This window comes from Bifidobacterium sp. JNUCC 75, assembly GCF_054819865.1.
Map to the genome: position 1 here is coordinate 1,153,997 of NZ_JBTHIF010000001.1, position 26,528 is coordinate 1,180,524.

General features: G+C 58.9%; 15 protein-coding genes and 3 rRNA genes. 8 read left to right on the top strand and 10 right to left on the bottom strand.

The features are described 5' to 3' along the window. Positions 1-127 precede the first annotated feature (127 nt). Entirely contained in the window at positions 128-3,028 is a 2,901-nt protein-coding gene (locus ACVWNW_RS04795; RefSeq protein ID WP_454481388.1) for a glycoside hydrolase family 3 N-terminal domain-containing protein, read from the bottom strand. 583 nt (positions 3,029-3,611) lie between these two features. On the opposite strand from ACVWNW_RS04795, the gene ACVWNW_RS04800 reads away from it, so the two are divergent. The 8 genes from ACVWNW_RS04800 (at position 3,612) to ACVWNW_RS04835 (ending at position 13,646) form a co-directional block, all read left to right on the top strand. Next, entirely contained in the window at positions 3,612-4,448 is an 837-nt protein-coding gene (locus ACVWNW_RS04800) for an alpha/beta fold hydrolase (protein WP_461196326.1), read from the top strand. A 525-nt stretch (positions 4,449-4,973) separates the two neighbouring features. Next, a 16S ribosomal RNA gene (locus tag ACVWNW_RS04805) occupies positions 4,974-6,498 on the top strand. A gap of 401 nt (positions 6,499-6,899) precedes the next feature. Beyond that, positions 6,900-9,970: ribosomal RNA gene (locus ACVWNW_RS04810) — 23S ribosomal RNA — on the top strand. A 168-nt stretch (positions 9,971-10,138) separates the two neighbouring features. Then, positions 10,139-10,255: ribosomal RNA gene (gene rrf / locus ACVWNW_RS04815) — 5S ribosomal RNA — on the top strand. The 16S, 23S and 5S rRNA genes sit together here, the layout of an rRNA operon. Before the next feature lie 309 nt (positions 10,256-10,564). Beyond that, positions 10,565-11,224 (top strand): NAD(P)H-binding protein, encoded by a 660-nt coding sequence (locus ACVWNW_RS04820; protein ID WP_461196327.1) that lies wholly within the window; start codon positions 10,565-10,567, stop codon positions 11,222-11,224. Between the two features lie 187 nt (positions 11,225-11,411). Continuing rightward, positions 11,412-12,164 carry a tyrosine-protein phosphatase gene (locus tag ACVWNW_RS04825; protein ID WP_454481394.1) on the top strand — a complete coding sequence of 251 codons (753 nt, stop codon included), beginning with the start codon at positions 11,412-11,414 and terminating at the stop codon, positions 12,162-12,164. Between the two features lie 68 nt (positions 12,165-12,232). Then, positions 12,233-13,171 carry an aldo/keto reductase gene (locus ACVWNW_RS04830; RefSeq protein ID WP_110424647.1) on the top strand — a complete coding sequence of 313 codons (939 nt, stop codon included), beginning with the start codon at positions 12,233-12,235 and terminating at the stop codon, positions 13,169-13,171. A 223-nt stretch (positions 13,172-13,394) separates the two neighbouring features. Next, complete coding sequence (locus ACVWNW_RS04835; protein WP_046322106.1) at positions 13,395-13,646, top strand: hypothetical protein; 252 nt, start codon at positions 13,395-13,397, stop codon at positions 13,644-13,646. Between the two features lie 214 nt (positions 13,647-13,860). Here ACVWNW_RS04835 and ACVWNW_RS04840 read toward each other — a convergent pair whose 3' ends face one another. The 9 genes from ACVWNW_RS04840 to ACVWNW_RS04880 all read right to left on the bottom strand — a co-directional run bounded on the left by ACVWNW_RS04840 (position 13,861) and on the right by ACVWNW_RS04880 (position 26,493). After that, entirely contained in the window at positions 13,861-14,679 is an 819-nt protein-coding gene (locus ACVWNW_RS04840) for a nitroreductase family protein (protein WP_454481397.1), read from the bottom strand. A 476-nt stretch (positions 14,680-15,155) separates the two neighbouring features. After that, on the bottom strand, positions 15,156-15,410 hold the full coding sequence (locus tag ACVWNW_RS04845) for a hypothetical protein (RefSeq protein ID WP_454481399.1): 255 nt from the start codon (positions 15,408-15,410) through the stop codon (positions 15,156-15,158). A gap of 125 nt (positions 15,411-15,535) precedes the next feature. Next, positions 15,536-16,378: a formate/nitrite transporter family protein gene (locus ACVWNW_RS04850; RefSeq protein ID WP_454481401.1), complete on the bottom strand. Its 843-nt coding sequence runs from the start codon at positions 16,376-16,378 to the stop codon at positions 15,536-15,538. Between the two features lie 121 nt (positions 16,379-16,499). Beyond that, complete coding sequence (locus ACVWNW_RS04855; protein WP_454481403.1) at positions 16,500-19,331, bottom strand: ABC transporter ATP-binding protein/permease; 2,832 nt, start codon at positions 19,329-19,331, stop codon at positions 16,500-16,502. A 103-nt stretch (positions 19,332-19,434) separates the two neighbouring features. Beyond that, positions 19,435-22,893, bottom strand: a complete 3,459-nt coding sequence (locus tag ACVWNW_RS04860; protein WP_454481405.1) for an FtsX-like permease family protein — start codon at positions 22,891-22,893, stop codon at positions 19,435-19,437. A 2-nt stretch (positions 22,894-22,895) separates the two neighbouring features. After that, on the bottom strand, positions 22,896-23,597 hold the full coding sequence (locus tag ACVWNW_RS04865; RefSeq protein WP_454483383.1) for an ABC transporter ATP-binding protein: 702 nt from the start codon (positions 23,595-23,597) through the stop codon (positions 22,896-22,898). A 163-nt stretch (positions 23,598-23,760) separates the two neighbouring features. After that, a complete protein-coding gene (locus ACVWNW_RS04870) occupies positions 23,761-25,212 on the bottom strand; it encodes an ABC transporter ATP-binding protein (protein ID WP_454481407.1) in 1,452 nt (483 codons plus the stop codon). Next, positions 25,190-25,888, bottom strand: a complete 699-nt coding sequence (locus ACVWNW_RS04875) for an energy-coupling factor transporter transmembrane component T (protein WP_198216722.1) — start codon at positions 25,886-25,888, stop codon at positions 25,190-25,192. Before ACVWNW_RS04875 ends, ACVWNW_RS04870 begins: the two co-directional genes overlap by 23 nt. Beyond that, a complete protein-coding gene (locus tag ACVWNW_RS04880) occupies positions 25,885-26,493 on the bottom strand; it encodes an MptD family putative ECF transporter S component (RefSeq protein WP_101431750.1) in 609 nt (202 codons plus the stop codon). The genes ACVWNW_RS04875 and ACVWNW_RS04880 overlap by 4 nt, the downstream gene beginning before the upstream one ends. Between the last annotated feature and the right edge of the window lie 35 nt (positions 26,494-26,528).

Genomic DNA, 26,528 nt, shown 5'->3' on the forward strand with positions numbered 1-26,528 from the left:
AAATACCGATTATAAAAAACGGTGCACCAAAGATACGGTGCACCGTTCTTCTTGCTGCTCAGATTTCAAGACATAGCAGTGATTAATCTCTGCCCGCCAAGAGTTGACTTGGATGGCACAGTAGTAGTCAGGCCTTCCTTCTCTTGATGAATCGCCTTATGGTCATGTACTCCGCCAAGGCAGCGAGGATGGCTGTGATCACCCAGACTACACGCATAGCTATCTTCCAGGAGGGTAGCTCTGCCTTCGGCTCTCCATTGGCATAGGCCCACCCATTCACCGAGGTGAAGAGGATATTGTGGCAGGCCTGCCGCATGGCTTTAACGGAGGTTGCGGACTTGTCGGTCACATGATTGGTGATCTTAGTAGTAGCAAGCATGGCATCACCACCGGCACGGATTATCTGGTCGGCGTTCATATACCCATTGCCGCCAAAGTAATCCGTGATGGTGAATCCTTGGAATCCCCATTCTTGCCTTAGCAAGGTTGTCAAGAGAGTGGGGTTGGCTCCGGCGTACGTAGGCCCCACATAGTTGAAGGATGTCATGGCAGCTTTGGCTTTTCCTTGTTTCACGCTCATCTCGAAGGGCTTAAGGAATATCTCACGCATGGATTGTTCGTTGGCCCAAGTGCAGAGCATCTGAGATTTGTTGCTCTCCTGCTCATTGAGGGCGAAGTGCTTCATGAAAGCATAGACGCCATTGGATTGTGCGCCGGATATCTCATTGGCCGCCATTGTGCCAGCTATGAGAGGATCCTCGGAGAAGTACTCGAAGCTGCGGCCGCTGAAGGGGCTGCGGTGAATGTTCATGGCTGGGGCATACCAGCCGTTCACATGCATTTCCTGCGCCATTTTGCCGATGATCTTGCCATATTCCTTCGCCAGAGCTCTATTCCAGGAGCAGGCGAAGGAAGTAGAGGCCGGGAAACCGATTGAGCTGACTTTGGTGAAGTTATTGATCAAAGCTGCAGGCCCGTCGGCCTCGGAGGTCTTGACCTTCCCGATAGAGGAGATCTCTGGTGTGGTGTACCCGCTGTTGGCTATCAAGTCATCCATTTGTGAGAAGGTCAGCTGATTGAGAAGCTTCTCCCACAGCGGGTCTTCATAAGATTTGCCCCTCAAGGAAGCCAGGCGTATGCCGTTGTCGGCACCCATCTTCGGCATCTTGTCGGAATTTCGATCGTGATCGGTTGGCTTGTAGGTCCCGTTGTTGCTGAATCGCGCCTTGGTCGCGTCACTCATGGTGAAGTTGGTGGGAGCTGCTGTGGCCTGACCATAGTTAGCAAAGTGATTGGCCCGGGAGAGGTAGGTTATATTCTCTCCCTCAGCGTCGTCGAATATATTGGTGGCAGGGATTTTGTCACCGTTGTGGGTCTGGTCCTTTCGGTTGTATGTTATGGCCTCGGCTATCTTGACAGTTTTGGAGTCAATCGCAGTGTGGGCGTCGGATTGAAGACGTATGGCATAGTCACCTGCCTCCAGCACATATGCCTTGGCGTGCAGGTAATCGTAAGATGCCATATCAGAGTCATTAAAAGCGATGTGCACCTTCTGCGAATCACCGGGCTTCAGCAGATTGGTCTTGTCGAATGCTACAAGATTGGTGGAGGCTTTCTCGATGCCGCCGTCAGTATATGGGGGGTCGTAGTAGATTTCGACTACATCTTTGCCTGCCTGTGAGCCGGTATTGGTGACTGTCACATCGAACGAGATTTTTCCCTTTTCGTGCTTGACTGGTCCCATTTCCTGTTTGAACTGGGTATAGGAGAGTCCGAACCCGAAGGGGAACTTGACCATATTGTCGTAATTGATCAGGCCTTCCTTGGCAGCCGTTTCATAGAAGCGGTAGCCGACGTAGATTCCCTCCGTGTAGTTGACGAAGTGGGGCTTCACCTCTTTCTTTTTGCCGCGAAAATCAACTATGTTCTGATTAAATTCAGAAGTGTTGTGATACTCGAAAAAGCCGAAATTATTGTATGAATTTGACTTGGTTAGATCTTTCAAGAAGGTGTCCGAGGTACGACCTGAAGGGTTGATTTTGCCCGTGAGGACTCGGCCAAGCGCCTTGAAGCCGCTCTGGCCGGCAGGGGGGCACCAGAGCACCGACTTGATCTGCGGGTAGGAATCCAGGAAATCCATCTGGAAGGCGTTCGCCCCGTTGTAGATTAGAGTCACATGCTGGAAGTTTTTGGTGACCATGTTGATCATATCTCTCTCAGACTGGTCCAGCTGGAGAATATGATCGCCGAATTTGAAGTCTTCGTACTCCTTGGTGTTATCAGTGAAGTTGATCTTCCTACCCTTATGCTTCATATCCTCACCTTTGACATTGGTGGGGAGGTCGGCACCCTCACCGCCTGTACGGGCCAGGACGACAATGGCCTGATCGGAGAAGCTTTTGGCATTTTGCATCAGTGATTGGGGATACTGAGATGCCGGTGGTTCAGGAAGGCTCCAATCCTGTCCGAACATGCCCACTTCGGGCCGGGCGCTTTTGTAATCTTTGTAGAACTTGGTTACCTGTTTGTTGGTTTCAAGGCCGGCCTGGTGGAGGCCCTCCAGAAGGGAGACTTTCGGGTATTGATCGGAGATAGATCCCGATCCGCTGCCGCCGTAAACCGGGTTGGTCGATGCCCATCCGAAAACATTGATTTTCTTTGTCTTAAGAGGAAGATTAGAGTCCTGATTCTGCAACATGGTGATGCCTTCACCCTGTGCTTTCTCAGCCAGCTTGGTGGCTTCAGCTATGGTTTGCTTAGTCAGCTCATGCTTAGATGCCGTGGCGTTGTTCAGAAGCGTGGCCATGGGGCCTTCCAGCATCATTGATATGGCTACGACCGAGCCAATTAGGGCGATGATCCATGATTCGGAATGAATGATCTTCCTAGTCTTGATGTCCCCGACGGTTTTCCTATTTACTGCGATAGTGATGATCAGTGCCAAAAGGAGCAGTACACCGGCAACCGACAGATAAGGTACCAGTGAATGCATAACGGCAACGACATCGGCCATATTGATTTGCAACACGGTTCTTGTCTCTCCTTGTTATCTTTTGCTTGAAACAAGCGGACAAAGGCCATGCGCTCGTGTTTGATAAGGAGCAACCTTGGTCTTTATCACCTGTCTTTTTTCACTATGACAAGGGGTGTGAAATGTCTCAAACAAATATCATGAATTGTCGATTAAGCCGTCTGATCTGTCAAAGTGAAGCTGGATGGAATCGAGAAAGAAGAGGCAGCTCTTATTCGCTCTTACTTCATAAATGGCAAGATCAACTGTCCCCACTGGTATTGGCAGTCTAATTGGTCGTCAGTAGCCCCACGATGCTGAGCAATTAACTCACCATGCCGGGCCACTACTTTGCCGCTCCAAGGGAAAGGACGCTTACGCCGTTGGGTTTGGTGAGTGCCGTATGACCTTTATTGTGATGCTGTAGGAATACCCGGGCCTGCTCTCTTGCTCGCTTCAGCATACGGATAAGCAGTTCTTGTGGTCTGTTTTCCGATAGAATTCCATTATGGCCCAAGGCAGAAGCTGTGTTCATCCTCAGTGTTCCACGCATTCACGTTTGTATTGGACGTGGATTAGAGGTACACGCCTTGTCTTCTCGATGAATCCAGCCCCTCGCCGTGCCCCTATTATCCTTTACCTCCATGGTGGCCCGGGCGATGCCTGCATTCCACTCACCATGCGCTACAACGCGGCCTTGGAGCGCGATTTCCGTTTCATCAACCTGGACCAGCGAGGCAGCGGTCTGTCCTACCATCCCTTTGCCCCTGGCGAGGCGGTGACCATCGATTCGATGGTCGAAGATGTTCACCAGTTCGTGCTAAAGCTTCTTCGAGCCTACGGGCAGGATTCTCTGATTCTCATCGGTCATTCCTGGGGTAGCGTCCTAGGGCTGGAGATGGTGAAGCGCTATCCCTCGCTTGTTCGTTGCTACATCGGCCTTGGGCAGGTTGTCAGCATGCGCGCCGCTCTTCGGCTAAGACGGCATTGGGGGCAACGGAATTTGGGTCCCCGGCTCGGTTCGGTCGTCAGCAGGGAGAGCGGAACCGCTGACATGGTGCTCATGATCAATGAGTTGTTGTCTCGTGGCGGGGCTGCCATGCTGTTCGGATCCCTGGGACGGATCATGACTTACCTGCGCTCGCCCTACTACAACTGGTCGCGTCTGCTCAACCACGCCAAGGGGGTGGCTCAATCCCGCGCTCGCTTGGATGCTGAGCTGGAGCAGGTTGATTTCAGCAGGCAGACTTCTTTCGTGGCACCGGTATATTTCATTAGCGGCAAGTATGACCGTCATCTGCCAGGCACTCTGGTTGAGCGGTTTGCAGATGGGTTGAAGAGCCCGCATCGGTTTATCCGCTTTGACCGGTCAGGACACTGCCCGCAGTGGGATGAACCAGAACGGTTCGCGGCGACGGTTAAAGCCCTCTGCTTGTAGTGCTCTATTGATAAGCAAGGGTTGCCTTGCCGCTTGTACCCATTCGCATGGTGGAAATACATGCTGCGCGCGACGAAAACTACTAATATGAGTCACTGGAAGGTATTGGTTTGAGCCTCGCTGGAGAGTGTGCGGGGTTCCTGGATTGACGAAGGTCGATGAAACGGGGACTATGTCGATGGAAATCGACACGCCGTAGAATCCCCGGAATCATTGGGTTCCTTCGATATTTTCCTATGCCAATTTGCGGGACAACGCAACTTCGTGTAAGTTTACTTCTTGCTGCCCGGCAGTGATGAGAACTCTTCGGAGGGCTTGGAGCTGTTGGTGTGGTGGTGGTTTGAGAACTCAAGAGCGTGTTTGTGCTACTTATAGCTTTTTGATTGCCAGTCCGATGCCTTCCTTGTTTTGGGGTTTCGTGGGAGCGTGTAATTGGTGTCGGGGTTTTTCGTGGGTTGGTTTCCTCCTTATGGAAGCTGGCCCGTCAATTATTGATGTGGGCTGTTTCGGCCTTCTTCATGGTTTTTTGTGGAGGGTTTGATTCTGGCTCAGGATGAACGCTGGCGGCGTGCTTAACACATGCAAGTCGAACGGGATCCGCCAAGCTTGCTTGGTGGTGAGAGTGGCGAACGGGTGAGTAATGCGTGACCAACCTGCCCCATGCTTCGGAATAGCTCCTGGAAACGGGTGGTAATGCCGGATGCTCCGCATCATCGCATGATGGTGTGGGAAAGGGTTTACCGGCATGGGATGGGGTCGCGTCCTATCAGCTTGTTGGCGGGGTGATGGCCTGCCAAGGCTTCGACGGGTAGCCGGCCTGAGAGGGCGACCGGCCACATTGGGACTGAGATACGGCCCAGACTCCTACGGGAGGCAGCAGTGGGGAATATTGCACAATGGGCGCAAGCCTGATGCAGCGACGCCGCGTGCGGGATGACGGCCTTCGGGTTGTAAACCGCTTTTGATTGGGAGCAAGCGAGAGTGAGTGTACCTTTCGAATAAGCACCGGCTAACTACGTGCCAGCAGCCGCGGTAATACGTAGGGTGCAAGCGTTATCCGGATTTATTGGGCGTAAAGAGCTCGTAGGCGGTTCGTCGCGTCTGGTGTGAAAGTCCATCGCTTAACGGTGGATCGGCGCCGGGTACGGGCGGACTGGAGTGCGGTAGGGGAGACTGGAATTCCCGGTGTAACGGTGGAATGTGTAGATATCGGGAAGAACACCGATGGCGAAGGCAGGTCTCTGGGCCGTCACTGACGCTGAGGAGCGAAAGCGTGGGGAGCGAACAGGATTAGATACCCTGGTAGTCCACGCCGTAAACGGTGGATGCTGGATGTGGGGCCCGTTCCACGGGTTCCGTGTCGGAGCTAACGCGTTAAGCATCCCGCCTGGGGAGTACGGCCGCAAGGCTAAAACTCAAAGAAATTGACGGGGGCCCGCACAAGCGGCGGAGCATGCGGATTAATTCGATGCAACGCGAAGAACCTTACCTGGGCTTGACATGTGCCGGACGGCCGCGGAGACGCGGTTTCCCTTCGGGGCCGGTTCACAGGTGGTGCATGGTCGTCGTCAGCTCGTGTCGTGAGATGTTGGGTCAAGTCCCGCAACGAGCGCAACCCTCGCCTCGTGTTGCCAGCGGGTCGTGCCGGGAACTCACGGGGGACCGCCGGGGTTAACCCGGAGGAAGGTGGGGATGACGTCAGATCATCATGCCCCTTACGTCCAGGGCTTCACGCATGCTACAATGGCCGGTACAACGGGATGCGACATGGTGACATGGAGCGGATCCCTGAAAACCGGTCTCAGTTCGGATCGGAGCCTGCAACCCGGCTCCGTGAAGGCGGAGTCGCTAGTAATCGCGGATCAGCAACGCCGCGGTGAATGCGTTCCCGGGCCTTGTACACACCGCCCGTCAAGTCATGAAAGTGGGCAGCACCCGAAGCCGGTGGCCCAACCCGCAAGGGGGGGAGCCGTCTAAGGTGAGGTCCGCGATTGGGACTAAGTCGTAACAAGGTAGCCGTACCGGAAGGTGCGGCTGGATCACCTCCTTTCTACGGAGATTACGGAAATCCCCTGCGTGGTCTGCGTGGGGGTCGTGCCTGCGGGCCGGCCGGCTGGCCGGTTGGCGTGGGTGTGCTGGCGTGGAACGGTCTTGAGGCTGTGGCATGGATGCGCTGTTGGGTTCCCGGACCGCCACCCTTGTGGGTGGTGTTCCCGTCGCCCGTCGGGTCCTGCGTGGGGTTTTCCCTGTGGTGGGTGCCGGCGGCGCGCTGGTGGTTTGAGAACTGGATAGTGGACGCGAGCGGATGGCTGGCCTGGTGCCGGCTGTCTGCTGTATTGTTTCGTCCGGGCCCATGTGAGTGGGTTCGGGTCGATCGTTTTGTGATCGTTTAGTGTGATGATTTGTCGTCTGGCAGTTCGCAGTTGTTGTTGTCGTGGCATGGCCTGTGGTCGTGTTGTCGGCAAGGGCGCATGGTGGATGCCTTGGCAGACAGGACCGATGAAGGACGCGTGGGGCCGCGATAGGCCTCGGGGAGCCGCCGACAGGGCTTTGATCCGAGGGTGTCCGAATGGGGTAACCCGCCGGCCGTGATGGGCCGGCACCGCATTCGTGCGGGGGGTACGCAGGGAAGTGAAACATCTCAGTACCTGCAGGAAAGGATATTCCGTGAGTAGTGGCGAGCGAAAGCGGATGATGGCCAAACCGGTGCCGTGTGAGACCCGTCGGGGGTTGCGGCATGGGTGTTGTGGGACTTGGCGTCCGGGCTCCGACGGGCCCGGCGGCAGTGATAAAGCGGCGTGTGAGGCGAACGGGATTGAATTCCCGGCCGTAGAGGGTGATGGCCCCGTAGCCGAAGGCGCGCCGCCTGCCGGTTCTTGTTCCCAAGTAGCGCGGGACTCGTGGAATCCCGTGTGAATCGGCCCCGACCGTGGGGTAAGCCTGAATATTCCTGTCTGACCGATAGCGTACGAGTACCGTGAGGGAAAGGTGAAAAGCACCCCGGGAGGGGAGTGAAAGAGTTTCTGAAACCGTGTGCCTACAATCCGTCGGAGCCTTTCGGGGTGACGGCGTGCCTATCGAAAAATGAGTCTGCGAGTCAGTGGTGCGTGGCGAGGCTAACCCGTGTGGGGCAGCCGTAGCGAAAGCGAGTCCGATAAGGGCGTTTCCAGTCGCGTGTCCTGGACCCGAAGCGGGATGATCTAGCCCTGGGCAGGTTGAAGCGCGGGTAAGACCGCGTGGAGGACCGAACGGACCTGGGTTGAAAACCGGGCCGATGACCTGGGGCTAGGGGTGAAAGGCCAATCAAATTCCGTGATAGCTGGTTCTCTCCGAAATGCATTTCGGTGCAGCGTCGCGTGAGTGCCTCCATGGGGTAGAGCTACTGGATGCTTGAGGGCCCGTATCGGGTACCGACAGCAGCCAAACTCCGAATACGTGTGAGGTGTATCGCGGCAGTGAGTCGGCGGGGGATAAGCTCCGTCGTCGAGAGGGAGACAGCCCAGATCGTCGTCTAAGGTCCCCAAGCGCGTGCTAAGTGGGAAAGGATGTGGAGTCGCATAGACAGCCAGGAGGTTGGCTCAGAAGCAGCCATCCTTGAAAGAGTGCGTAACAGCTCACTGGTCTAGTGGTTCCGCGCCGATAATGTAGCGGGGCTCAAGCACGCCACCGAAGACGCGGCAGCGCAGTTCGCTGTGCTGGGTAGGAGAGCGTTCCGCGTGGGGTGAAGCGGCGGCGTGAGCCGGCCGTGGACCGCGTGGAAGTGAGAATGCAGACATGAGTAGCGAGAGGCGGGTGAGAATCCCGTCCGCTGGATGACCAAGGGTTCCGGGGCCACGTTCGTCGTCCCCGGGTGAGTCGGGTCCTAAGGCGAGGCCGACAGGCGTAGTCGAATGGATGAAGGAGTCGATATTCTCCTACCGGCGTCAAGCCGTCCAATCCAAGACGCGGAAGCGTGCCCTTACCTGTGTCGGGTGGCGGTCTTCGGACCGTCCGATGGCATGGGACCGGCGTGTGGATGCGTGGCGGGTAGCGCGGGAGTGACACGGAACGGGAGCCGGGCCGCGGTGGTGGTTGTCCGTGGTCAAGCATGCGGCGCGTCGGGCAGGTAAATCCGTCCGGCATGAGCGCGAGGTGTGATGATGGGGGGTCTTGTGCCCCGAATCCGGTGTGCCGTTCCGTCGAGAAAAGCTTCGGCGTGAGGAGTGGCGCCGCCCGTACCCCAAACCGACACTGGTGGTCAGGTAGAGTATACCAAAGCGATCGAGCGAATCCTGGTCAAGGAACTCGGCAAATCACTCCCGTGCCTTCGGTATAAGGGAGGCCCCTGCCGGTGAGGCGCTTCACGCGCGGAGCCGGCGGGGGCGGCACAGACCAGGGGGTAGCGACTGTTTACCAAAAACACAGGTGCATGCGAAGACGTAAGTCGCTGTATATGCACTGACGCCTGCCCGGTGCCGGAAGGTTAAGAGGATCCGTCATCCCTCTTCGGAGGGGGCAGCGGTGAATTCAAGCCCCGGTAAACGGCGGTGGTAACTATAACCATCCTAAGGTAGCGAAATTCCTTGTCGGGTAAGTTCCGACCTGCACGAATGGCGTAACGACTTCCCCACTGTCTCGACCAGGAGCTCGGCGAAATTGCAGTACGAGTAAAGATGCTCGTTAAGCGCAGAAGGACGAAAAGACCCCGGGACCTTTACTATACCTTGGTATTGGCGTTAGGTGCGGACTGTGTAGCATAGGCGGGAGGCTTCGAAGCGGGTGCGCCAGCATCCGTGGAGCCGGAATGTGAAATACCGCTCTGTCCTCATCTGGCCTCTAACCTCGGCCGGTCATCCCGGCCAGGGACAGTGCCTGGCGGGTAGTTTAACTGGGGCGGTTGCCTCCCAAAGAGTAACGGAGGCGCCCAAGGGTTCCCTCAGCCCGGTTGGCAATCGGGTGTTGAGTGCAATCGCACAAGGGAGCTTGACTGCGAGACCGACGGGTCGAGCAGGGACGAAAGTCGGAGATAGTGATCCGGTGCCGGCGTACGGACGCGGCATCGCTCAACGGATAAAAGGTACCCCGGGGATAACAGGCTGATCATCCCCAAGAGTCCATATCGACGGGATGGTTTGGCACCTCGATGTCGGCTCGTCGCATCCTGGGGCTGGAGCAGGTCCCAAGGGTTCGGCCGTTCGCCGATTAAAGCGGCACGCGAGCTGGGTTCAGAACGTCGTGAGACAGTTTGGTCTCTATCCTCTGCGCTCGTTGGAATCTTGAGGAGCCCTGCCCATAGTACGAGAGGACCTGGGTGGACGAACCTCTGGTATGCCGGTTGTCGCGCCAGCGGCACGGCCGGTTGGCTACGTTCGGATGGGATAACCGCTGAAAGCATCTAAGCGGGAAGCCCCCTCCAAGATAAGGATTCCATGAAGCCCCCGGGCTTCTGAAGACCCCATGCAGAACACATGGTCGATAGACCGGACGTGGACACCCCGCAAGGGGCGGAGCCGACCGGCACTAATGGTCGAGGACAACACAACACCCGCCCTGCGAAGGGGCGGCGGCATCAACCCTGCTGCGAAGCCTGCCTGCGGCAATATGCACGAACATTCGCAGGCGATCGAAGAACACGAGACACGCGTCCACCATCCGGTCCCCAAGCCGCCAGGACACCCCGACCCCCCACGGGATCGGCAGAATTGAAGATTCGCGGCGGTCATGGCCTGGGGGAGACGCCCGGTCCCATTCCGAACCCGGAAGCTAAGACCCAGCACGGCAATGGTACTGCACCCGGAAGAGTGTGGGAGAGTAGCACACCGCCGCCACAACACGAAAATATGGGAGGGATCCTCAGGAGACAGTTCCTGAGGATCCCTCCCTTTTTTATACCCGTCTCAGACCTATATTTGAAAGTTCCTGCCTCCGTGCATGAAGACACATGCCAAGCAAGGGAACACGGTTAATCGGGACAAGTAAGGTTGCCTTTGACTTGGGCAGTCTGCGATTTGATCTTCGGAAGCACTGATGCCGCAACTGTCCTTCACTTTGTCACCTGTTGTTTATGGTCTAGGACACCTAAAATGAAAACAGCCAAATCAGGCGCGTAAATACATAGGCGAAGAAAGCGGATGAGCATGGGCAAAAGAATCATTCTTGTAGGAGCTACCGGCAGAGTGGGTGCATTGACACTCGAGGATCTCGTCAAAGCAGGCCATCAGGTTGTAGCCTGCGCACGAGGAGCCTCGAAGATTCTGGCCAGCCAGCAGGTGGAACCTATGACCCTGGATCTGCATGACCCGCTCTCCCAGATAACCGACGCGTTCCGCAAGATGCATGCGGACGCCGTAGTTTTCACTGCTGGTTCGCGTGGCAAAGACATCAACCAGATCGATGCCCTGGGAGCAATGAAGACCATAGAGGCCGCCAAAGCGGTCGGCATCACCAGGTACGTCATGTTGGGGGCCATGTATGCAGCCGACTGGCTGCGCTGGGAACAGCCCCAGGTCAAGCCTGCCATTGATGCCCTCGCCGATTACTACGTGACCAAGAACATGGCCGACCAGTACCTGATCGGCTCCGGACTGGACTACACCATCATCGAGCCGGGCAGCCTGACCGAGCAGAAGGGCACCGGAGTCATTCAGGTAGAGCCAGACGGGCCCGGACCCATACCGATCCCCGATGTGGCACAATGCCTGGCCGACTGCGTCGACCTGCCGCAGACCGTAGGCGGGATCTACAACATCGTCGGAGGCAGCACTCCCATCAGACAAGCCCTCACCGCAAAGCGGTGACAGAAACCCACCCAGTCCCTCAACAGAGGCTTTTGACGCCAACCATAGCGTGTCTGCATAGCAACAGGGATGGTACCTTGGGTGCAATGCTTGTTGCCGTAGATTGTGCGCTGGTACACCAGGCTCCTGTTATTTTTATGGAGGCGGGGGTGGCTTAGAGACAGGGCGGATATTAAGGAGGTCGTCGATGAACATTGCCAATTTTCGGGATCTGGGAGGTATACGGACCATTCATGGCCGTCTGGTCCGTCCCCATAAGTTTATCCGCTCCGGGCAATTAGTGGGTCTGGACGAAGAAACTAAGAGGGAGCTGGTCGACCGCTACCAGGTGACCCAGGTTGTGGACTTCCGCCGGCCTTTCGAGATACAGGAAAGTCCAGACGACCGGCTCGACGGTGTGACCTTTACCAACATTGATCTACTGGAGCAAAGCGGCACCAACAGCGCCAGCCTGGACGATTTCGCCTCGATAGGTTCGGCGGATCAGGTCAACGGGCACATGATGAATGTCTACCATGACCTGGTCATGAGTCCTGCGGCCCAGCAGGGGTATGGGAGGTTCCTGCGCATCGTCGTGGATAACACCCAGGGGGCCACTCTTTTCCACTGCTTTGCCGGCAAGGACCGGACCGGGTTCGCCGCGGCACTGGTGCTCTGGCTGCTGGAGGTGGACGACGACCAGATATTCGCGGACTATCTGAAGACCAACCAAGAGAGGGTCGGGGCCAACAATCAACTGCTGGACCAATTCCGTGCCAAAGGCTTCGACCAGGATTCACTGGACGCCCTGCAGATTGCGCTCTGCGTCAAGAAAGAGTACCTGGCTCATGCCCAAGAAGCCATGGTCGAGGCCTACGGGGATGTCTTCGCCTATGCGCGTCAGGCTTTGGGGTTCGGGCCGGACCAGGTGGATGCCCTGCGCAGCAACCTGCTGGAGTAACCGCACACGGCTACAAGTAGCTGGTACGGGTAGACTCGAGCCTAGACGTCAATTACGAGGAGGACATTGTGCGATACATGAATTTAGGACGGTCAGGATTCCGGGCCTCCCGTGTGGCCCTGGGGGTCATGCGGATTGATCAGAAGAGCCGCGAGGAGGCGCGGACCATTGTGGAGACGGCCATGAATGCGGGCGTGGACTTCTTTGATACAGCAGACTGCTACCATGCCGGGGCCAGCAGCCGCGCCCTGGGGCAGGCTCTGAAGGATCTGAGCGTAGACCGTGACAGCGTGGGCATCCAGACCAAGTTCGGCATTTTCCGCAACCCGGACAGCGACCAGATCACTCGCTATGACTTCTCTAAGGATCATCTGCTGAAGGCCCTGGATGAAGAGCTGGTCAATCTGCAGACCGACCATGTCGACTTCGTGCTGCTGCATCGCCCCGACACCCTGGTCGACTTGGACGATCTGGCTGAAGCCTTCAATGAACTGCAGTCCAGCGGGAAGGTTCGGCACTTCGGCGTCAGCAACGTCAACCCCATGCAGGTGGAGCTGCTGCAGAGCGCGGTAAGCCAGCGGTTGGAGGTCAACCAGTTGCAGTTCGGCCTGGGGCACACCGGCATGGTCGACCAGGAGATTCATGTCAATATGGGCGACGATCCCAGCCTGGATCACGATGGCGGTCTTCTGGCCTATTCACGGCTGAAGTCCATGACCATTCAGGCTTGGAGCCCCTTCCAGACCGGCTACTTCGACGGGGTCTTCCTGGACAATCCCCACTACCCCGAACTCAATGCCGAGCTGGACAAACTGGCCAAGCAGCATGGAGTGACCAAGAGTGCAATCGCAGTGGCTTGGATTCTGCGGCACCCCGCCGGCATACAGGTGCTCCTGGGATCCATGAACCCTGAACGCATCACCCAGATGGCAGCTGGTGCAGATGTGGATCTGACCGCCCAGGAATGGTACGACCTCTATCTGAGCGCCGGTCACGACCTGCCCTGATCCCTGCCTGCTGTAGGTAGGGTCGCTCACGTCCGTTCGGTTTCTGCCCTTGCCGCTTCAGGTTATGAAGGATTGTGCTCTGCCAGTCTGATCTTGCATCAATTTTCATGCATCATCGGTTTGCGTCATTTGGCAGGGCCTGCTTTATCGGGCATTGGGCGTCATGAGTGCAAAAGTGCGCAGAAGGATAGTCAGATCGGTTGCGAGGTAGTCGTACGCTGTCATGCATTATTTCACCCCACGACGTTGCGCTGCTACGTCCAAGATCATGTATCACGATCGGGCCAAGGCCCAGCAGGCCGCCGACCGCAGCATGGTCGAACGCAACGTTCTTCTGTGGGTCTACCGTTGCGATTACTGCGGAAGCTGGCATCTAACTAGCCATGAGCCGGGCTCCTACCAGCGTATGAGGACTGCCTCGCGAGCTTTGAAACCACACAGCCGCAAACGTGGGTACAAGCCTCGTCGCAGGTGAGGCAGTCATTGTCTCTCTGCAACCCCAGCGTTCTTGGTGATTGCCAAGCTGATTCTGATTGATTCTGACGGCCCCGAGCAGCAAGATTGGATTCCACTGATCTCGCTGTTTGGGGCCGATTGGACTTTGTCCATTCACCTAAGGCTGGTGAACTAGCCGGGTGAACTTATCGGGTGGCCATTGCGGTTGACTGGCTGGCAGGGATTTCGTCGCCTTAGCAGGCTGGGTCGAATCCCTGTCGGCGGATCGAATCCAGCATGGGTTCATGGCCGGAGGCAGGGTTACGAACCTTGTCAGCCATCATGGCGCTGAATGAACGGTGGGGATCGTCCATGTGCCGGATGTCGCGATAATAGCGGGTGACCGTCTGGTCGAAGTCGACCAGGGCATCCTTCATGTCTGCATCTTCATCGGCCCGTTGATAGGTGTTGGTGAAGATTTGCGCCTGACGAGGCATCCTGGGTTTGGGATCCGGATCCTGGGCCGGGTGACCGATGGCAAGACCCAGCACCGGATAGACCAGTTTGGGCAGCTTCAGCAGATCAATCAATCTGTTCGTGTCATTGATGACGCTGCCTAGAATGACTCCGCCCAGGCCCAAGGCATTGGCTGCGGTTTCCATGGCGTGCAGGGCCAAGACCGCATCGTTCTGCGACTGCAGGAAGACATAACCGGTGTTGAGCAGGGTGGTATCCGGGTCCAGATCATCGGCGGATCGTCGGACCAGATCTGCATTGCGACGCTGGTCGGCCAGGAAGATGTAGAGCAGCGGAGCTTCGGCTACATAGCGCTGGTGAGCTATATCCGCGATTGCCAGCGCCTCATCATGATCCGTGACTCTGATAGCCGACCATTCGTGGAAGTACCGGCTGGTTGCTGCATGCTGGGCTGCCTGCTCCAGCAGGGCGACGGTCTGGTCGTCAACCGGCTCGTCGGTGAATCCGCGGATGGAGCGTCGCTCAAGCAAGGTCCGTATGGTGGGATTGTCGGCCGAATTTGTGGCCGGGGTTTTCTGTGAATTTGCTAAGGTCATTTTGACATTCTGGCCGTCAATGCCTGCCAATGCAAGACCTTGTCGTCAAAATCACGCAATCAGCGTTATCAGGCTCAGCTTGGTTGCCGGTCAGCATCCTATGCTTTCAGCGCTGGTGGCAGCGACCAATCCGAGCCTGGGGACCACACCTGGGCAGGCCGGAACCAGGGCGGTGACGGCTGCCGACAGAACGCTGAAGAGGGGACCTGGAGGCCCGGACCATTGTGAAGAAAGTCATGAATGCATGAGTGGGTTCTCTTCCACACAGACGGGTTGCCGAGCAGACTGCGATTATAAAGTCAGCAAAACGACACTGAAGCAGCTGGATTCGTCTTGGCTCAACATATCAACGTTGCAGGCGTTTGGATGGTTGAGGCGGATTTTGGACTCAGTTTAAAAGAGGTATCCATATTCTGGAGCGGTTGCGATTGTCTCCCTGCCTACTTTGTTTTCGTTCTTTCTTATGCCGCTGGAGGTCAGAAGAGACCGTTGCCGTTGTGGGACTGTACGCCTTTGACGTTGTGCTCGATGATGCCGATTAGCGGGTCAAGGGACAGGAAGCCCTTGATGGACTCCAGGAAACCAGCCTTCCCGTCGGCGCAGGTTGAGTTGTGCTGAATGTAGTCGTCCCGCATGAACCTGTCGATATTGCTGGTGTCTCCCCGAGTGAAGACCTGATCGTAGAATGCTTGCGCCAGGGACTTGCAGGCTGCCGTTTCAGTCTCGCTCATCAGGAATCTTCGTTTTCTGCTTATACATAGGCTTTCGAGTTTTTCATGATGGGTGTTTTCGCTCAGGCTCGTAGGCACGTATAAAACCAAGATGAGCAGGTGGATGGCGGCTGACGGGAAGGCTATCAGGCCTTGAAGTGGCGCTCGTCGTTCATTGTGGCGAAGTTCAGGCCGATCAGAATGCCGCCGCCGATGTAGTTGCCCAGCATGGCCACCAGGACCACCAGGATCGCCTTCAAGGCGTTGACCCGCCCGAAGACGCCCAGGATGAGGAAGAGGGCCGAATCCGCTATCGAGTGCTCAAATCCGCAGAAGGCGAAGACGAAGACGGCCACGACCATGATGATGCACTTGGTGAAGTCGTTGGAAAGCTTGCCGTTGTAGACCATGAGCATGGCGATGTTGATGCAGAAGTTGCACAGGATGCCGCGCACGAAGAGGTCCGCGAAGCCCATGGGACCGCCTGAGACGTAGCCGATCTTGGTCGTCGCGGCCGCCAGCATCTGGTCCAGGGTAGGACCGCTGACGATGGATGAGAATCGCAGGATGACGGCCACGATCAGGGCTCCGACCAGGTTGCCCAGAAGGCAGAGGACCAGGATACGCAGGGAGGCCAGCCAGCCCAGGCGCTTGTGATAGGCGCCTATGGTGACCACCATCATGTTGGAGGTCAGCAGTTCGGAGTTGGTGTAGTAGATCAGGACCAGGGCCCAGCCGAAGGTGGTCGCCGCCAGGACCCGACCTGCCAGAATCAGGCCGTGGTCGGCGGGGTTTTGGCCGGCCTGGCCCATGATGACGAAGAAGGCCGTGAAGAAGATACCCACAAAAAGGCCCGCCATGGTGGCCCGCTGCATGTACTTGCCGGTCAGGGCGCCGCTCATGGTCTTCTTGCTCTCGACCACATCCAGGACGGTGCTGATAAAGGCCCGCCCGGGGAAGAGGGGCTGTCTCTTCTGTTGATCTGTCATCTGATTGGATTGCTCATTCACGGGGTTCATTATGGCATTCCTGAGTAAAGAGGGACCGCCCTTAGGGCCCTACTGTGCGGGAATTCACTTCTTTGCCGGTGTCACCCAGTGTCACTCAGCCTCACTCGGTGCGCAGGGCGGTGGCAGGATCCTGCTTGGCCGCCTTCCGTGAGGGGATCAAGCCGCCGATCAGAGTCAGGACCACGCTCAGAATGACCAAGGCTATCCCGCCCGAGGCAGGTAGGGCCGCATTTACCTCGGTAGTCCCCATGAAGTGATGCATGATGCTGTTGGCTGGAATGATCAGCAACAGGGTGATGCCCACTCCCAGCAAGCCGGCCAGAAGACCGATGAGGCCGGTCTCGGCGTTGAAGACGTTGGAGACGTTCCGCTTGGAGGCCCCCATGGCGCGCAGGATGCCGATCTCCTTGGTCCGCTCCAGAACCGATATGTAGGTGATGATGCCGATCATGATGGAGGAGACCACCAGCGAGACCCCGACGAAGGCTATCAGCACGTAGGTGATGACGTTGATGATGGTGGTGACCGAATTCATCATCAGGCCGACGTAGTCGGTATAGACGATCCTGTTCTTCTCCGCGGCCTTGTCGTTGTAGTGCTTGATGGAGTCGCCCACGGAATTCTTGTTCTCGAAGCTATCCGTGTAGATGCTGATGCGGGAGGGGGCATCCCGGGAGATCAGGCCGAAGTCGCTCAGGTTGTCGGCATAGGTGCCGGTGGAGACGTACTGGTTGTAGATGGCGACCAGGGCCTCCTGCGGGGCGGTGGCGATGTACTGGTCGAAGGCCTGGGCCGTCTGTTGCTCGGCAGAGGCCCCCGTGGGGATGCCTGCAGAACCTTGTGCTCTGGCAGCGGCTCCGGCCCGGCCCTGGGCTTGGGTCTCCTGGCCGGCCATGGCCGCCGAACCCTTCATGATCTCCTGGGCCATGCTGGCTTTCTGTGTGACGCCCAAGGATGCGATGTAGGCCTTGGCATCGTTGGCCTTGGCGGTATCGTCGGAGGGGGCAAAAGCCATCCCGTTGAGGACGCTGTGGCCCTGGTCAGCCTCCTGGTCGGTGACGATGGGGCTGGTCTTGGCCTGGTCAATCAGGTAATCGGTCAGCTGGCGGGTGTACCCGACGCCGACCTTGAGTGGCGTGGCCTTGGCCCCCTGGTTGGGGCGAACAATGCCGACGATGTGCAACTGCAGACCCTGGTCGGCGGCCTTGGACATCTGGTCGGTGCTGTCGCCGATGTAGTGGTAGTGGCCGTCGGTCCCTTTGGCATACTGGTTCGCAGCGGGCACCAGGGAAAGCTTCTGGTCCATGGCCTTGGCGTATTCGATGGGCTTGGTGTCAACCTTGACCTCCTGTCCGCTGTTGAGCTTGTTCATCATGTCGGTGTACTGGCTGGAGGGGAGGATGCCTAGCTTGTAGAGGCTGGTGACGGGCATCTGGTTGTTCTTGTCCAGCACCAGGACCACCTGATCCTTGGCCTTGGGCCAGGTGCCGTTCACCACCTGATAGTTGTCGGTCACCACCTTGCTGATGGTGGTCTTGGCATCGGCGCCCGGCATGATCTCACCGAAGATCTCCGGGGCCTTGTTCTTCTCGGTCTTGCCGGTCAGGTAGGACATCTGCATGGATTGGATGTCGCCCATGTCGCTGTCGGTGTTGGCCGTGGCCATCTGGCTGGCGGTGGAGCTGGCGTCGTCCTGCCCGCTCATAGTCACCTTGTCCGCAGAGACCAGCTTGCCGTCCGGATCGTGTCCGAAGACCGAAAACTTGGTGGCGTAGGAATACTGGATGCCGACGGACCCCACGTACTGGTGGATTTCGCTCTTGGGATTGTCCAAGTATTTTTTGAAGTCAGTCAGATTGTTCTGGGTGATGCTGCTGGTCAGGCTGGAAGCCCCCTTGATGCTGGAGTCGTCCGGCTGGATGGCCTTGAGATCCTTGTGGGCCTTGGCCTCCTTCTGGGATTCCTGCGCGGAGTCCACTATCTTGTTCAGGTCGAAGGACTGCTCCTGAATGGTGATGGGGTAGGAGGTCATGGTCTCCCGCTGCACCCTGTCGATGTAGCGGTTGACTCCGGTGGATACGGACAGGATCAAGGCGATGCCGATAATGCCGATGGATCCGGCGAAGGCTGTCAGCGCCGTCCGGGCCTTCTTGGTTCGAAGATTGTTGAAGCTCAGCGACAGTGAGGTCAGTAGCCCCATGGAGGCCTTGCCGAAGGTGCGGTGGCGGGCGCGGCGGATGGGTACCTGGTCGTCGGGCAGGGGGTCGGAGTCGCTGATCACGGAGCCGTCGTGCAGCTCCACGATTCTGGTGGCGTACTGGTGGGCCAGTTCGGGGTTGTGGGTGACCATGACCACCAGCCGGTCCTGGGCCACCTCCTTGAGCAGGTCCATGATCTGGATGGAGGTCTCGGAATCCAGAGCTCCAGTGGGCTCGTCGGCCAGGAGGATGCGGGGGTTGTTGACCAGGGCCCTGGCGATGGCCACCCGCTGCATCTGCCCGCCCGAGAGCTGGTTGGGTCGCTTGTTCACGTGCTGGCCCAGCCCCACCTGCTCCAGGGCCTTCCTGGCCCGCTCCCGCCGCTCCTGCCGGTGTACGCCGGAGATGGTCAGGGCCAGCTCAACGTTAGACAGGATGCTCTGGTGGGGGATCAGGTTGTAACTCTGAAAGACGAAGCCCACGGTGTGGTTGCGGTAGGAGTCCCAGTCACGGTCCTTGTACTTTTTGGTGGAGGTGCCGTTGATGATTAGGTCGCCCTGGTCATAGCGGTCCAGCCCGCCGATGATGTTGAGGAGGGTGGTTTTGCCGGAGCCGGACGGGCCCAGGATGGCCACGAACTCGTTGTCACGCAGGTTGACGCTGACATCATTCAAGGCTTGCTGGACGAAGTCCCCTGTTTTGTATTGCTTGGAGATGTGTTCGATCTGCAGCACCGTCGTCCTCCGCTTTCTGCATTCTCAATGGCTCGATGGCATGGACTTATGGACTCTTGGAGTGCCAGCTTACGCCATGAGCATGGGTAAATGCCGATATGGCCTAGTCCACCGACTTAAGAGCCTCGAGCATGTCCACATGCTTGAGCTTGTTGTTGACCATCCAGCCCAGGCCGGCCGTGATGACGGTGATCATGACCAGGGGCACGACGAAGGCCACCCAGCTGATGGAGGGGTCAAAGAGGACGTTGTCCGGAGGGACGGTGGTGATGATGTAGTGGTGCAGCCAGGCCCCGAACCCGTACCCGGCCAGGACGCCGATAGCCGATAGGAGGATGGTCTCCCGGTAGATGTACATGGTCACCTCGCGGTCGTAGAAGCCCAGCACCTTGATGGTGCTCAGCTCGCGGATCCGCTCCTCCACGTTCAGGTTGGTCAGATTGTAGAGGATGACCAGGGCCAGCAGGGTGGCCACGATGATCAGCACTTGCATGATCATGTTCAGGGACGTGACCACGGTGTCAATCTGGCTCATCAGAGTCGTGTTTTGCACCACTCCCTGGATCCCGTCGATCCGCATGAAGGAGGCGGCCTGCCTTCTGGTATTCTCCGCGCTGGAGTCCTTGAAGGTGACCAGATGGGCGTTGGGCGAGAAGTCCTGGTGGAAGACGGTCCTGTAAGCCGATGGACTCATGAAGACGAAGTGCCCCAGGTACATCTCGCAGATGCCGTCCACCCGCATGGTTCTGTTCCTGCCACCTGAATCCTGCAGGGTGATTCTGTCGCCGGTCTTGGTCCCTGTCAGCTGAGCGATTCGCTCGGAGAGGATCACACCGTCGCCCTTGAGGTTCAGGGGCTTGTGCCCAGACCGGGTGTTTATGCGGATGAAGTCGTCCAGGTGCTCGGCGCTGGCCGGCGCGATCATGGTGATGGACTGCTTGTCGGCGTTGTGGCCGGCCGTCTTACTCATCTCCTCGTAGCGCACGTTCAGGGAACGGGTCACATCGGGCTTTTCCAGCCGTTTTTTGATGGATTGACGCTGGTCGGTGGTTGCCTGGCTGTTCTCGGCAGCAATCAGGTCGTAGCGAATGACTTGGCCGAATTGGTGCTCGTTGATGGCCGAGATGGACCCCTGCACACCGAACCCGGCCATCAGGAGAGCCACTGACCCGCAGACACCGAAGATGGTCATCAGCATCCGTTGCTTGTAACGGAAGATGTTCCGGGCGGTGACCTTGTGGGTGAAGTTGAGCCTGTTCCAGATCAGGGGGATGCGCTCCAGGAAGATTTTCGATCCGGCGCTGGGGGGCTTGGGCAGGAGGAGGGCCGACGGCTTCTCGCGCAGCTCCCGCCAGGCGCTCAGGAAGGCCGGAACCACGGCGCTCAGGAAGGCCAGCAGGCAGGCCAGGAGAGTTATGGGCAGGTGGAAGCCGTAGTGGATGGGCGGCATGTCGAAGGCATGGGCATAGGCCTGGTAGACGATCCAGGGTAGGAGGGTGTGGCCGGTGATGATACCCAGAAGCGCGCCCAGGGCGGAAGCCGCTCCGCCATAAACCAGGAACTTGGCCATGACATCCCGGTCCCTGTAGCCCAGGGCCTTGAGCGTTCCGGCGTTGATCCGCTCCTCGTCCACGAAACGCGTCATGGTGGTGAAGGTGACCAGGGCAGCAACCAAATACATAAAGTAGGGGAAGACCTTGGCCAGCGAGTCCACGATGAAGGAGACGGATGCGTAGACCTTGTAGCCCTCTGAGCCGGGCGCTTCACGGCGTGAGTCCAGGGCGTAGACCGGCTTTTCCAGACGGCTCAGCTGGTCGGCCGCCTGGTTCAGCTTCTTCTGGGAGTCGTCGATCTTCTTCTGGGCGTCCGGGCTCTCCCTGTTGAACTTATCCAGTTTGGTCTGGTATTCCGCGGTTTTCTGATCCAGGGTGGCCTGGGCCTGGTCAATCTGCCCCTGGGCCGAGGCGCGGCTGCTGGCCAGCTGTTGCCGGGCCTGGGCTATCTTGGCCTTGCCTTGACCCAGCTGAGCTGAGGCTTGGTCAAGCTGTGCCTTGCTCCGGGCCAGTTGGCGCTCGCCTTCTTCCACCTTGGCTCTTGCCTGGGTCAGCTCCCGACGCTTTGTGTCCAGGATCTGTTGGTTGGTCGCAACCTGTGCCATGCCGGGGGCGTACTGGTTGGTCATGAAGGCATCGCGGCCCGCCTTGGCCTTGGTCACCAGGGCATCGATTTGCGGTGATTGCCGGTTGAGTTCTGCCAGCTGCGCCTGAAACCCGGCCTTCTTGCAGTTGAGCTCCTCCTGCTGCTGGGGGGTCAGTCCGGGCTTGGCCAACTGGGCGTCGATGGCCTGAACGAGGCCGGTGACCTGCGCAATGCCCTGTCTGCATTGCTTCTGCGCTTCCTGGGCCTGGACCACAGTCTGGTCGGCCTGGGCCTTGCCACCCTCCAGCTGCTGGCGGGAACCATCAAGCTTGGCCTGTCCCTGGTTGATGGCCTGCTGTCCCTGATCGGCCTGCTGCCTGCCCTGGGCCACCTGGCTGGCGGAGGACTGGTACTGCTTCTGCTTCCGAGCCAGTTCGGCCGAGCTCAGGTCCACCTCCTGCTGTCCCTGGTCGATGGTCGCCTGGGCCTGTACAGTCTTGGCGGCCAGTTGGTTCCTGGCGGACTGGATGCTCTGGGCACCCTGATCCAGATCCTTCCTGGCCTGGTCCAGCTGCTGCCGGTTCCCTTCGAGTTCCTTTCTGGACTGGTCCACCTGGTCCTGCCCCTGGTCCAGCTTCTGCTTCAGGGGGGCCTTGATGGCGTTCAGTCTCGCTGTAGGGCGCCCTGACAGAATCCTGTTCAGATCGTCCTTGTGGGTCTGCAGGGCCTGAATGTACCGGTCGGAATAGTGGTCCCTGATCCGGTCCAGATCCTTGAAGGTCAGGCGGGCGATCATGTACTCGTCCGAGTCGAAGGCCTTTGGCGTGGTCACTGCGTAGGAGTCCAGGGATCCGGATCCGGCTGTGGAGGGACCCATGTTGACCTTGCTCAGGATTTCGGTTGACCTGACCGTGCCCACCACGTGCAGCTTGTGGTGCTTCAAGACCTTCCTGCCCAGCTGGTCAGCCTTTTCGTCCACCTGGATGCTGCTGCCGATGGGGTGGCTCTCACCCAGGGCCGTGTCGACCGCTATCTGGTCGGGTCTGGTCGGCATGGATCCATCGACCAGCTCATAGGTGGAGATCCGGTCGGGGGCGGAGTAGATGCGCAGGCTCTTGTCGGTGCCCTTGAGCACAACGTCTTTCAGATATCCGTATTCGATTCCCGAGTTGCCGGGGGCGGTGTCGATGGCATCCTGATCCTCCTGGTCGAGCCCGTAGCTGCTGATGACCATCAGGTCGGCCAGATGGTGGTCGGACAGGTAGGCGTTGCCGGCCTGTCGCATGTCCGGGCCGGTCACGCTCAGCCCGACCAGGGCGAAGGAGCCCAGCGCCACCAGGCAGACGATGGAGATGAACCGTCCCAGGGACTTGCGCAGGGAGATCCGGATGTCGTGCCAGAGCACCTTCCTGACGGGCCGCATCCTCACCACTCCACGTTTTCGATGTCTTCAGGGCTGTCATTGGTCTGCACGGCCTGGACCCGGGCGTCGTGCATGCGGATGACCCTGTCGGCGATGGGGGCGATGGCCGCGTTGTGGGTGACGATGACCACGGTGGCGCCATTCTTGCGGCACTGGTCCTGGAGGATGCGCAGCACCTGCTTGCCGGTCCGGTAGTCCAAGGCCCCGGTGGGTTCGTCACAGAGCAGGATCTTGGGGTTCTTGGCCACGGCCCGGGCGATGGCCACACGCTGCTGCTCGCCGCCGGAAAGCTGGGCGGGGAAGTTGTCGATCCGGTCGCCCAGGCCCACGTCGACCAGGGTCTGGACCGGATCGGCGGCATCGTCCACGATCTCCGAGGCCAGCTCCACGTTCTCCCTGGCGGTCAGGTTGGCCACCAGGTTATAGAACTGGAAGACGAAGCCCACGTCGTAGCGGCGGTAGGTGGTCAGCTGCCGGGCGTCGTAGCCGGCGATGTCCTTCCCGTCTACGATCACCTGGCCCTCGTTACAGGTGTCCATGCCGCCCAGAATGTTCAGCACGGTCGACTTGCCCGCTCCCGAGGCTCCGAGGATGACCACCAGCTCGCCCCTCTCGATAGAAAAGGTGACGGCATTGTTGGCCACGATGGTCGTCTCGCCGGTCACATACCGTTTCGTCTCTCCGATGACGTCGATATAGCCCATCATGCCCTCTCGTAACCCTGACCGTGCGGCGGGGCCGTCCGACGCGAGGGACGCCCCCTGATGCTCTTTTCCCCACTACTGTATACGTTCGCGGGGTCCGGAACACAGGAGAACCGCCTGCCGGGAGGCGTCATGTTCACCGACCTTGCAAGGGCTCGGAGGCTCAGAGGGCTTGCAGGAGGTTACCCAGTTTGCGGCTGTCCCTGACCGGCCTGCCCTGGCGGAAGGTGATGAACCGCTGGCAGGTCTGGGCCAGGAACTCCTGGTCGTGCGAGATGACGACCACCATGACCCCCAGGGAGCGCATGTAGCGGATCATTGCGGTCACCTGGTTCATGTGGAGCAGATCCAGACCGCTGGTGGGCTCGTCCAGAACCACCAGGCGCTTGCCCGACAGTATGGCGGCCGCAATGGCCACCCGTTGCTTCTCCCCGCCGGAGAGGGTGTTGGGGTGCCGGCCCAGGAGCCGATCCAGGTCCAGCTTTCGCGCCACCTCCTTGAAGAGGTCGGTCCGCCTGGCCCCAAGGAGCATCTCGCCCTCCACGGTCTCGCTGAAGAGCTGGTAGTTGACATCCTGGAAGACCATATAGGAGTCCTCGATGCGCTCCCTGCTGGTCTGCCTGGTCCCGTTCAGACTGATCTCCGATCTATCGCCAGGCTTGAGCAGTCCGGTCAGGATCGAGGCGAAGGTGCTCTTGCCGGCACCGTTGCGGCCGATGATGCCGGTGATGTCATCGCTGGACAGGGTCAGGTCGTCCACATCCAGTGCTGGAGGCTGGTCGTGATGGTAGGCATAGGTCAGGTTCCTGACCCGCAGCAGGTCGGGGGTCTTCTCGCTGATGACCCTGGCTGGGGCGCTCGCGTCCTGGCCCGCATCCAGGGTCAAGGCTCGTAGCCCCATGGCCTGACGACTCGGGCCATCCAGCTCCCTCATAGCGGCTGGAGTCAGATGCTCTGCCAGCCTGCCGTCCTTCATGACCAGGAAGTCGTCGGCCAGGCCGTCCAGGTAGTAGAGGCGGTGCTCGATCAGGACCATGGTCAGGCCCCGGTCCTTCAAGCGGCCCAGGATCTGCGCCAGGCCGGCCACTGCTTCGACGTCCAGGTTGCCGGAGGGCTCGTCCATGACCAGGATCTGCGGGTCCATCATGCAGGAGGATGCGATGGCAATCATCTGCTTCTCACCCCCGGACAGGGAGAAAATGTCCCGGTCCATAAGCGGGGCGATGCCGAAGAGGTCGGCCACCTGGTCTATACGCTCCCGGATGGCCTCCGGCTGGACCCCGGTGTTCTCCAGGGGGAAGGCCAGCTCGCTGCGGACATCGGTGGTGAAGAACTGCGTCTTGGGGTTCTGGAAGACCGACCCCACCTGCTCCGAAAGCCGGTAGATGGGCCGGGCCGTGGTGGGCTCGCCCCCGATCAGGCACTCTCCCTCCAGCTTGCCCTCGTAGAGTTCGGGAATCAGGCCGTTGATGACCCTGGACAGGGTGGTCTTGCCGCAACCGCTTGGCCCGGTGACCACGGTCAGCCGACCTTGGCCCATCCGGCAGGAGACCTCCTTGAGGGATGGCTGGCTGGCGCCTTCGTAGGTGAAGCTAAGCCTGGAACATTGCAACATAGGCTCCACATCCCATAAGGACCAGACCCAGGGCACACATGAGCGCATCCAGTCTGGTGAAGGCAATCCGTTGGATGGAGGTCTTGGGTCCGGGGTCGCCAATCCCCCTGGTCAGGGCAGCCGAGGTCAGGTCGGAGGCCACATTGGTGGCGTTGTTGAGCAGGGGGACGTAGATGTATTCCATGGTTCGCATCGGATGCCGGACCATGTCGCCGGTGGTGACCGCGATCCCCCTGAACTTCATGGCCCGTCTGATTTGGGCATAATCGTGCCTGACGGTCGGGAAGAAGCGGAAGAGGACGCTGACAGGGATGACCAGCCACTGGGGGGCATGAATCTTGCGCAGCAGGTAGACCAGCTCCGAGACCTTGGTGGTGCCCATCATGAAGGCCGCCACCAGCACCAGGGGGAGGATCCTGCCCACGCCGACGAAGAGGAAGAGCAGGTAATGCCCCGGCAGGTTCTCGGGAAAGACCATGGCCAGGGAGGCGCCCAAGGCGAAGACCAGACAGACCAGAAGCCAGGCCTGGCCCTTCCTCACTCTGCCCACGATGACCTGGAAGCTGCAGAAGTAGATGTTGATGGCCAGGACCAGCGGAGTGGGGAGGGTGACGAAAATCAGGGCGTTGGCGAAGATGACCAGCAGGAATCTGGTGTAGATGGAGATGGGCCTCATTGCTTGGCGGGTATCCGGTTGAAATGCCGGTCGACGATCCGGGCGCCTATCCATGCCCCGAGCAGGGCGCCGACCAGGGTGGCCAGGATGCAGACCAGGAAAGTGGCTCCGGTGATGGGTGCGAAGACCCCGTTGATGTACTCCTGGCTCTTGCCGCGGCGGACCAGGCTGGCCACATAGGCGTCCTTCATGAACCAGAGGGGTAGGACGGGGCCGGTGCAGCCGAAGGTGAGGATGACGTAGCTCAGGTAGCGGGCCAGGTTGGGGCGGCTCTCCCTGAGCGAGGACTGAACCAGATCGGCCAGCAGGCCGCAGAAGGCGTAGGGGATGAAGGAGAGGGCGAAGTGGCCGAAGACCAGCAGGAAGAGGCCCATGATGACGCCGACGATGGTGATGGCCCCGAACCTGGGCACGCGGCGGATCATCAGCATGTAGACCGGGCCGGAGACCAGCCCCACCACAGCGGGGATGAAGAGGGAGGACAGGCCGGGCATGACCAGGCCAGCCAGGAAGACGGTGATGAAGTTGCCCACCGCCATACTGACGAAGTAGAGGGCCGTGAAAATGCCGACGTTGACCAGGTCTTTTGTCTTCAGTGCTTTCATAAAGGATCGCTCCCATCCGGGTGGCGGTCGCTCGG

Coding starts and splice junctions, on each gene's coding strand:
- ACVWNW_RS04880 (WP_101431750.1), bottom strand. CDS start 26,493: ATGAAAGCACTGAAGACAAAAGACCTGGTCAACGTCGGCATTTTCACG.
- ACVWNW_RS04820 (WP_461196327.1), top strand. CDS start 10,565: ATGGGCAAAAGAATCATTCTTGTAGGAGCTACCGGCAGAGTGGGTGCA.
- ACVWNW_RS04845 (WP_454481399.1), bottom strand. CDS start 15,410: ATGAGCGAGACTGAAACGGCAGCCTGCAAGTCCCTGGCGCAAGCATTC.
- ACVWNW_RS04825 (WP_454481394.1), top strand. CDS start 11,412: ATGAACATTGCCAATTTTCGGGATCTGGGAGGTATACGGACCATTCAT.
- ACVWNW_RS04860 (WP_454481405.1), bottom strand. CDS start 22,893: ATGCGGCCCGTCAGGAAGGTGCTCTGGCACGACATCCGGATCTCCCTG.
- ACVWNW_RS04835 (WP_046322106.1), top strand. CDS start 13,395: ATGCATTATTTCACCCCACGACGTTGCGCTGCTACGTCCAAGATCATG.
- ACVWNW_RS04850 (WP_454481401.1), bottom strand. CDS start 16,378: ATGACAGATCAACAGAAGAGACAGCCCCTCTTCCCCGGGCGGGCCTTT.
- ACVWNW_RS04840 (WP_454481397.1), bottom strand. CDS start 14,679: ATGACCTTAGCAAATTCACAGAAAACCCCGGCCACAAATTCGGCCGAC.
- ACVWNW_RS04870 (WP_454481407.1), bottom strand. CDS start 25,212: ATGTTGCAATGTTCCAGGCTTAGCTTCACCTACGAAGGCGCCAGCCAG.
- ACVWNW_RS04865 (WP_454483383.1), bottom strand. CDS start 23,597: ATGGGCTATATCGACGTCATCGGAGAGACGAAACGGTATGTGACCGGC.
- ACVWNW_RS04800 (WP_461196326.1), top strand. CDS start 3,612: ATGAATCCAGCCCCTCGCCGTGCCCCTATTATCCTTTACCTCCATGGT.
- ACVWNW_RS04875 (WP_198216722.1), bottom strand. CDS start 25,888: ATGAGGCCCATCTCCATCTACACCAGATTCCTGCTGGTCATCTTCGCC.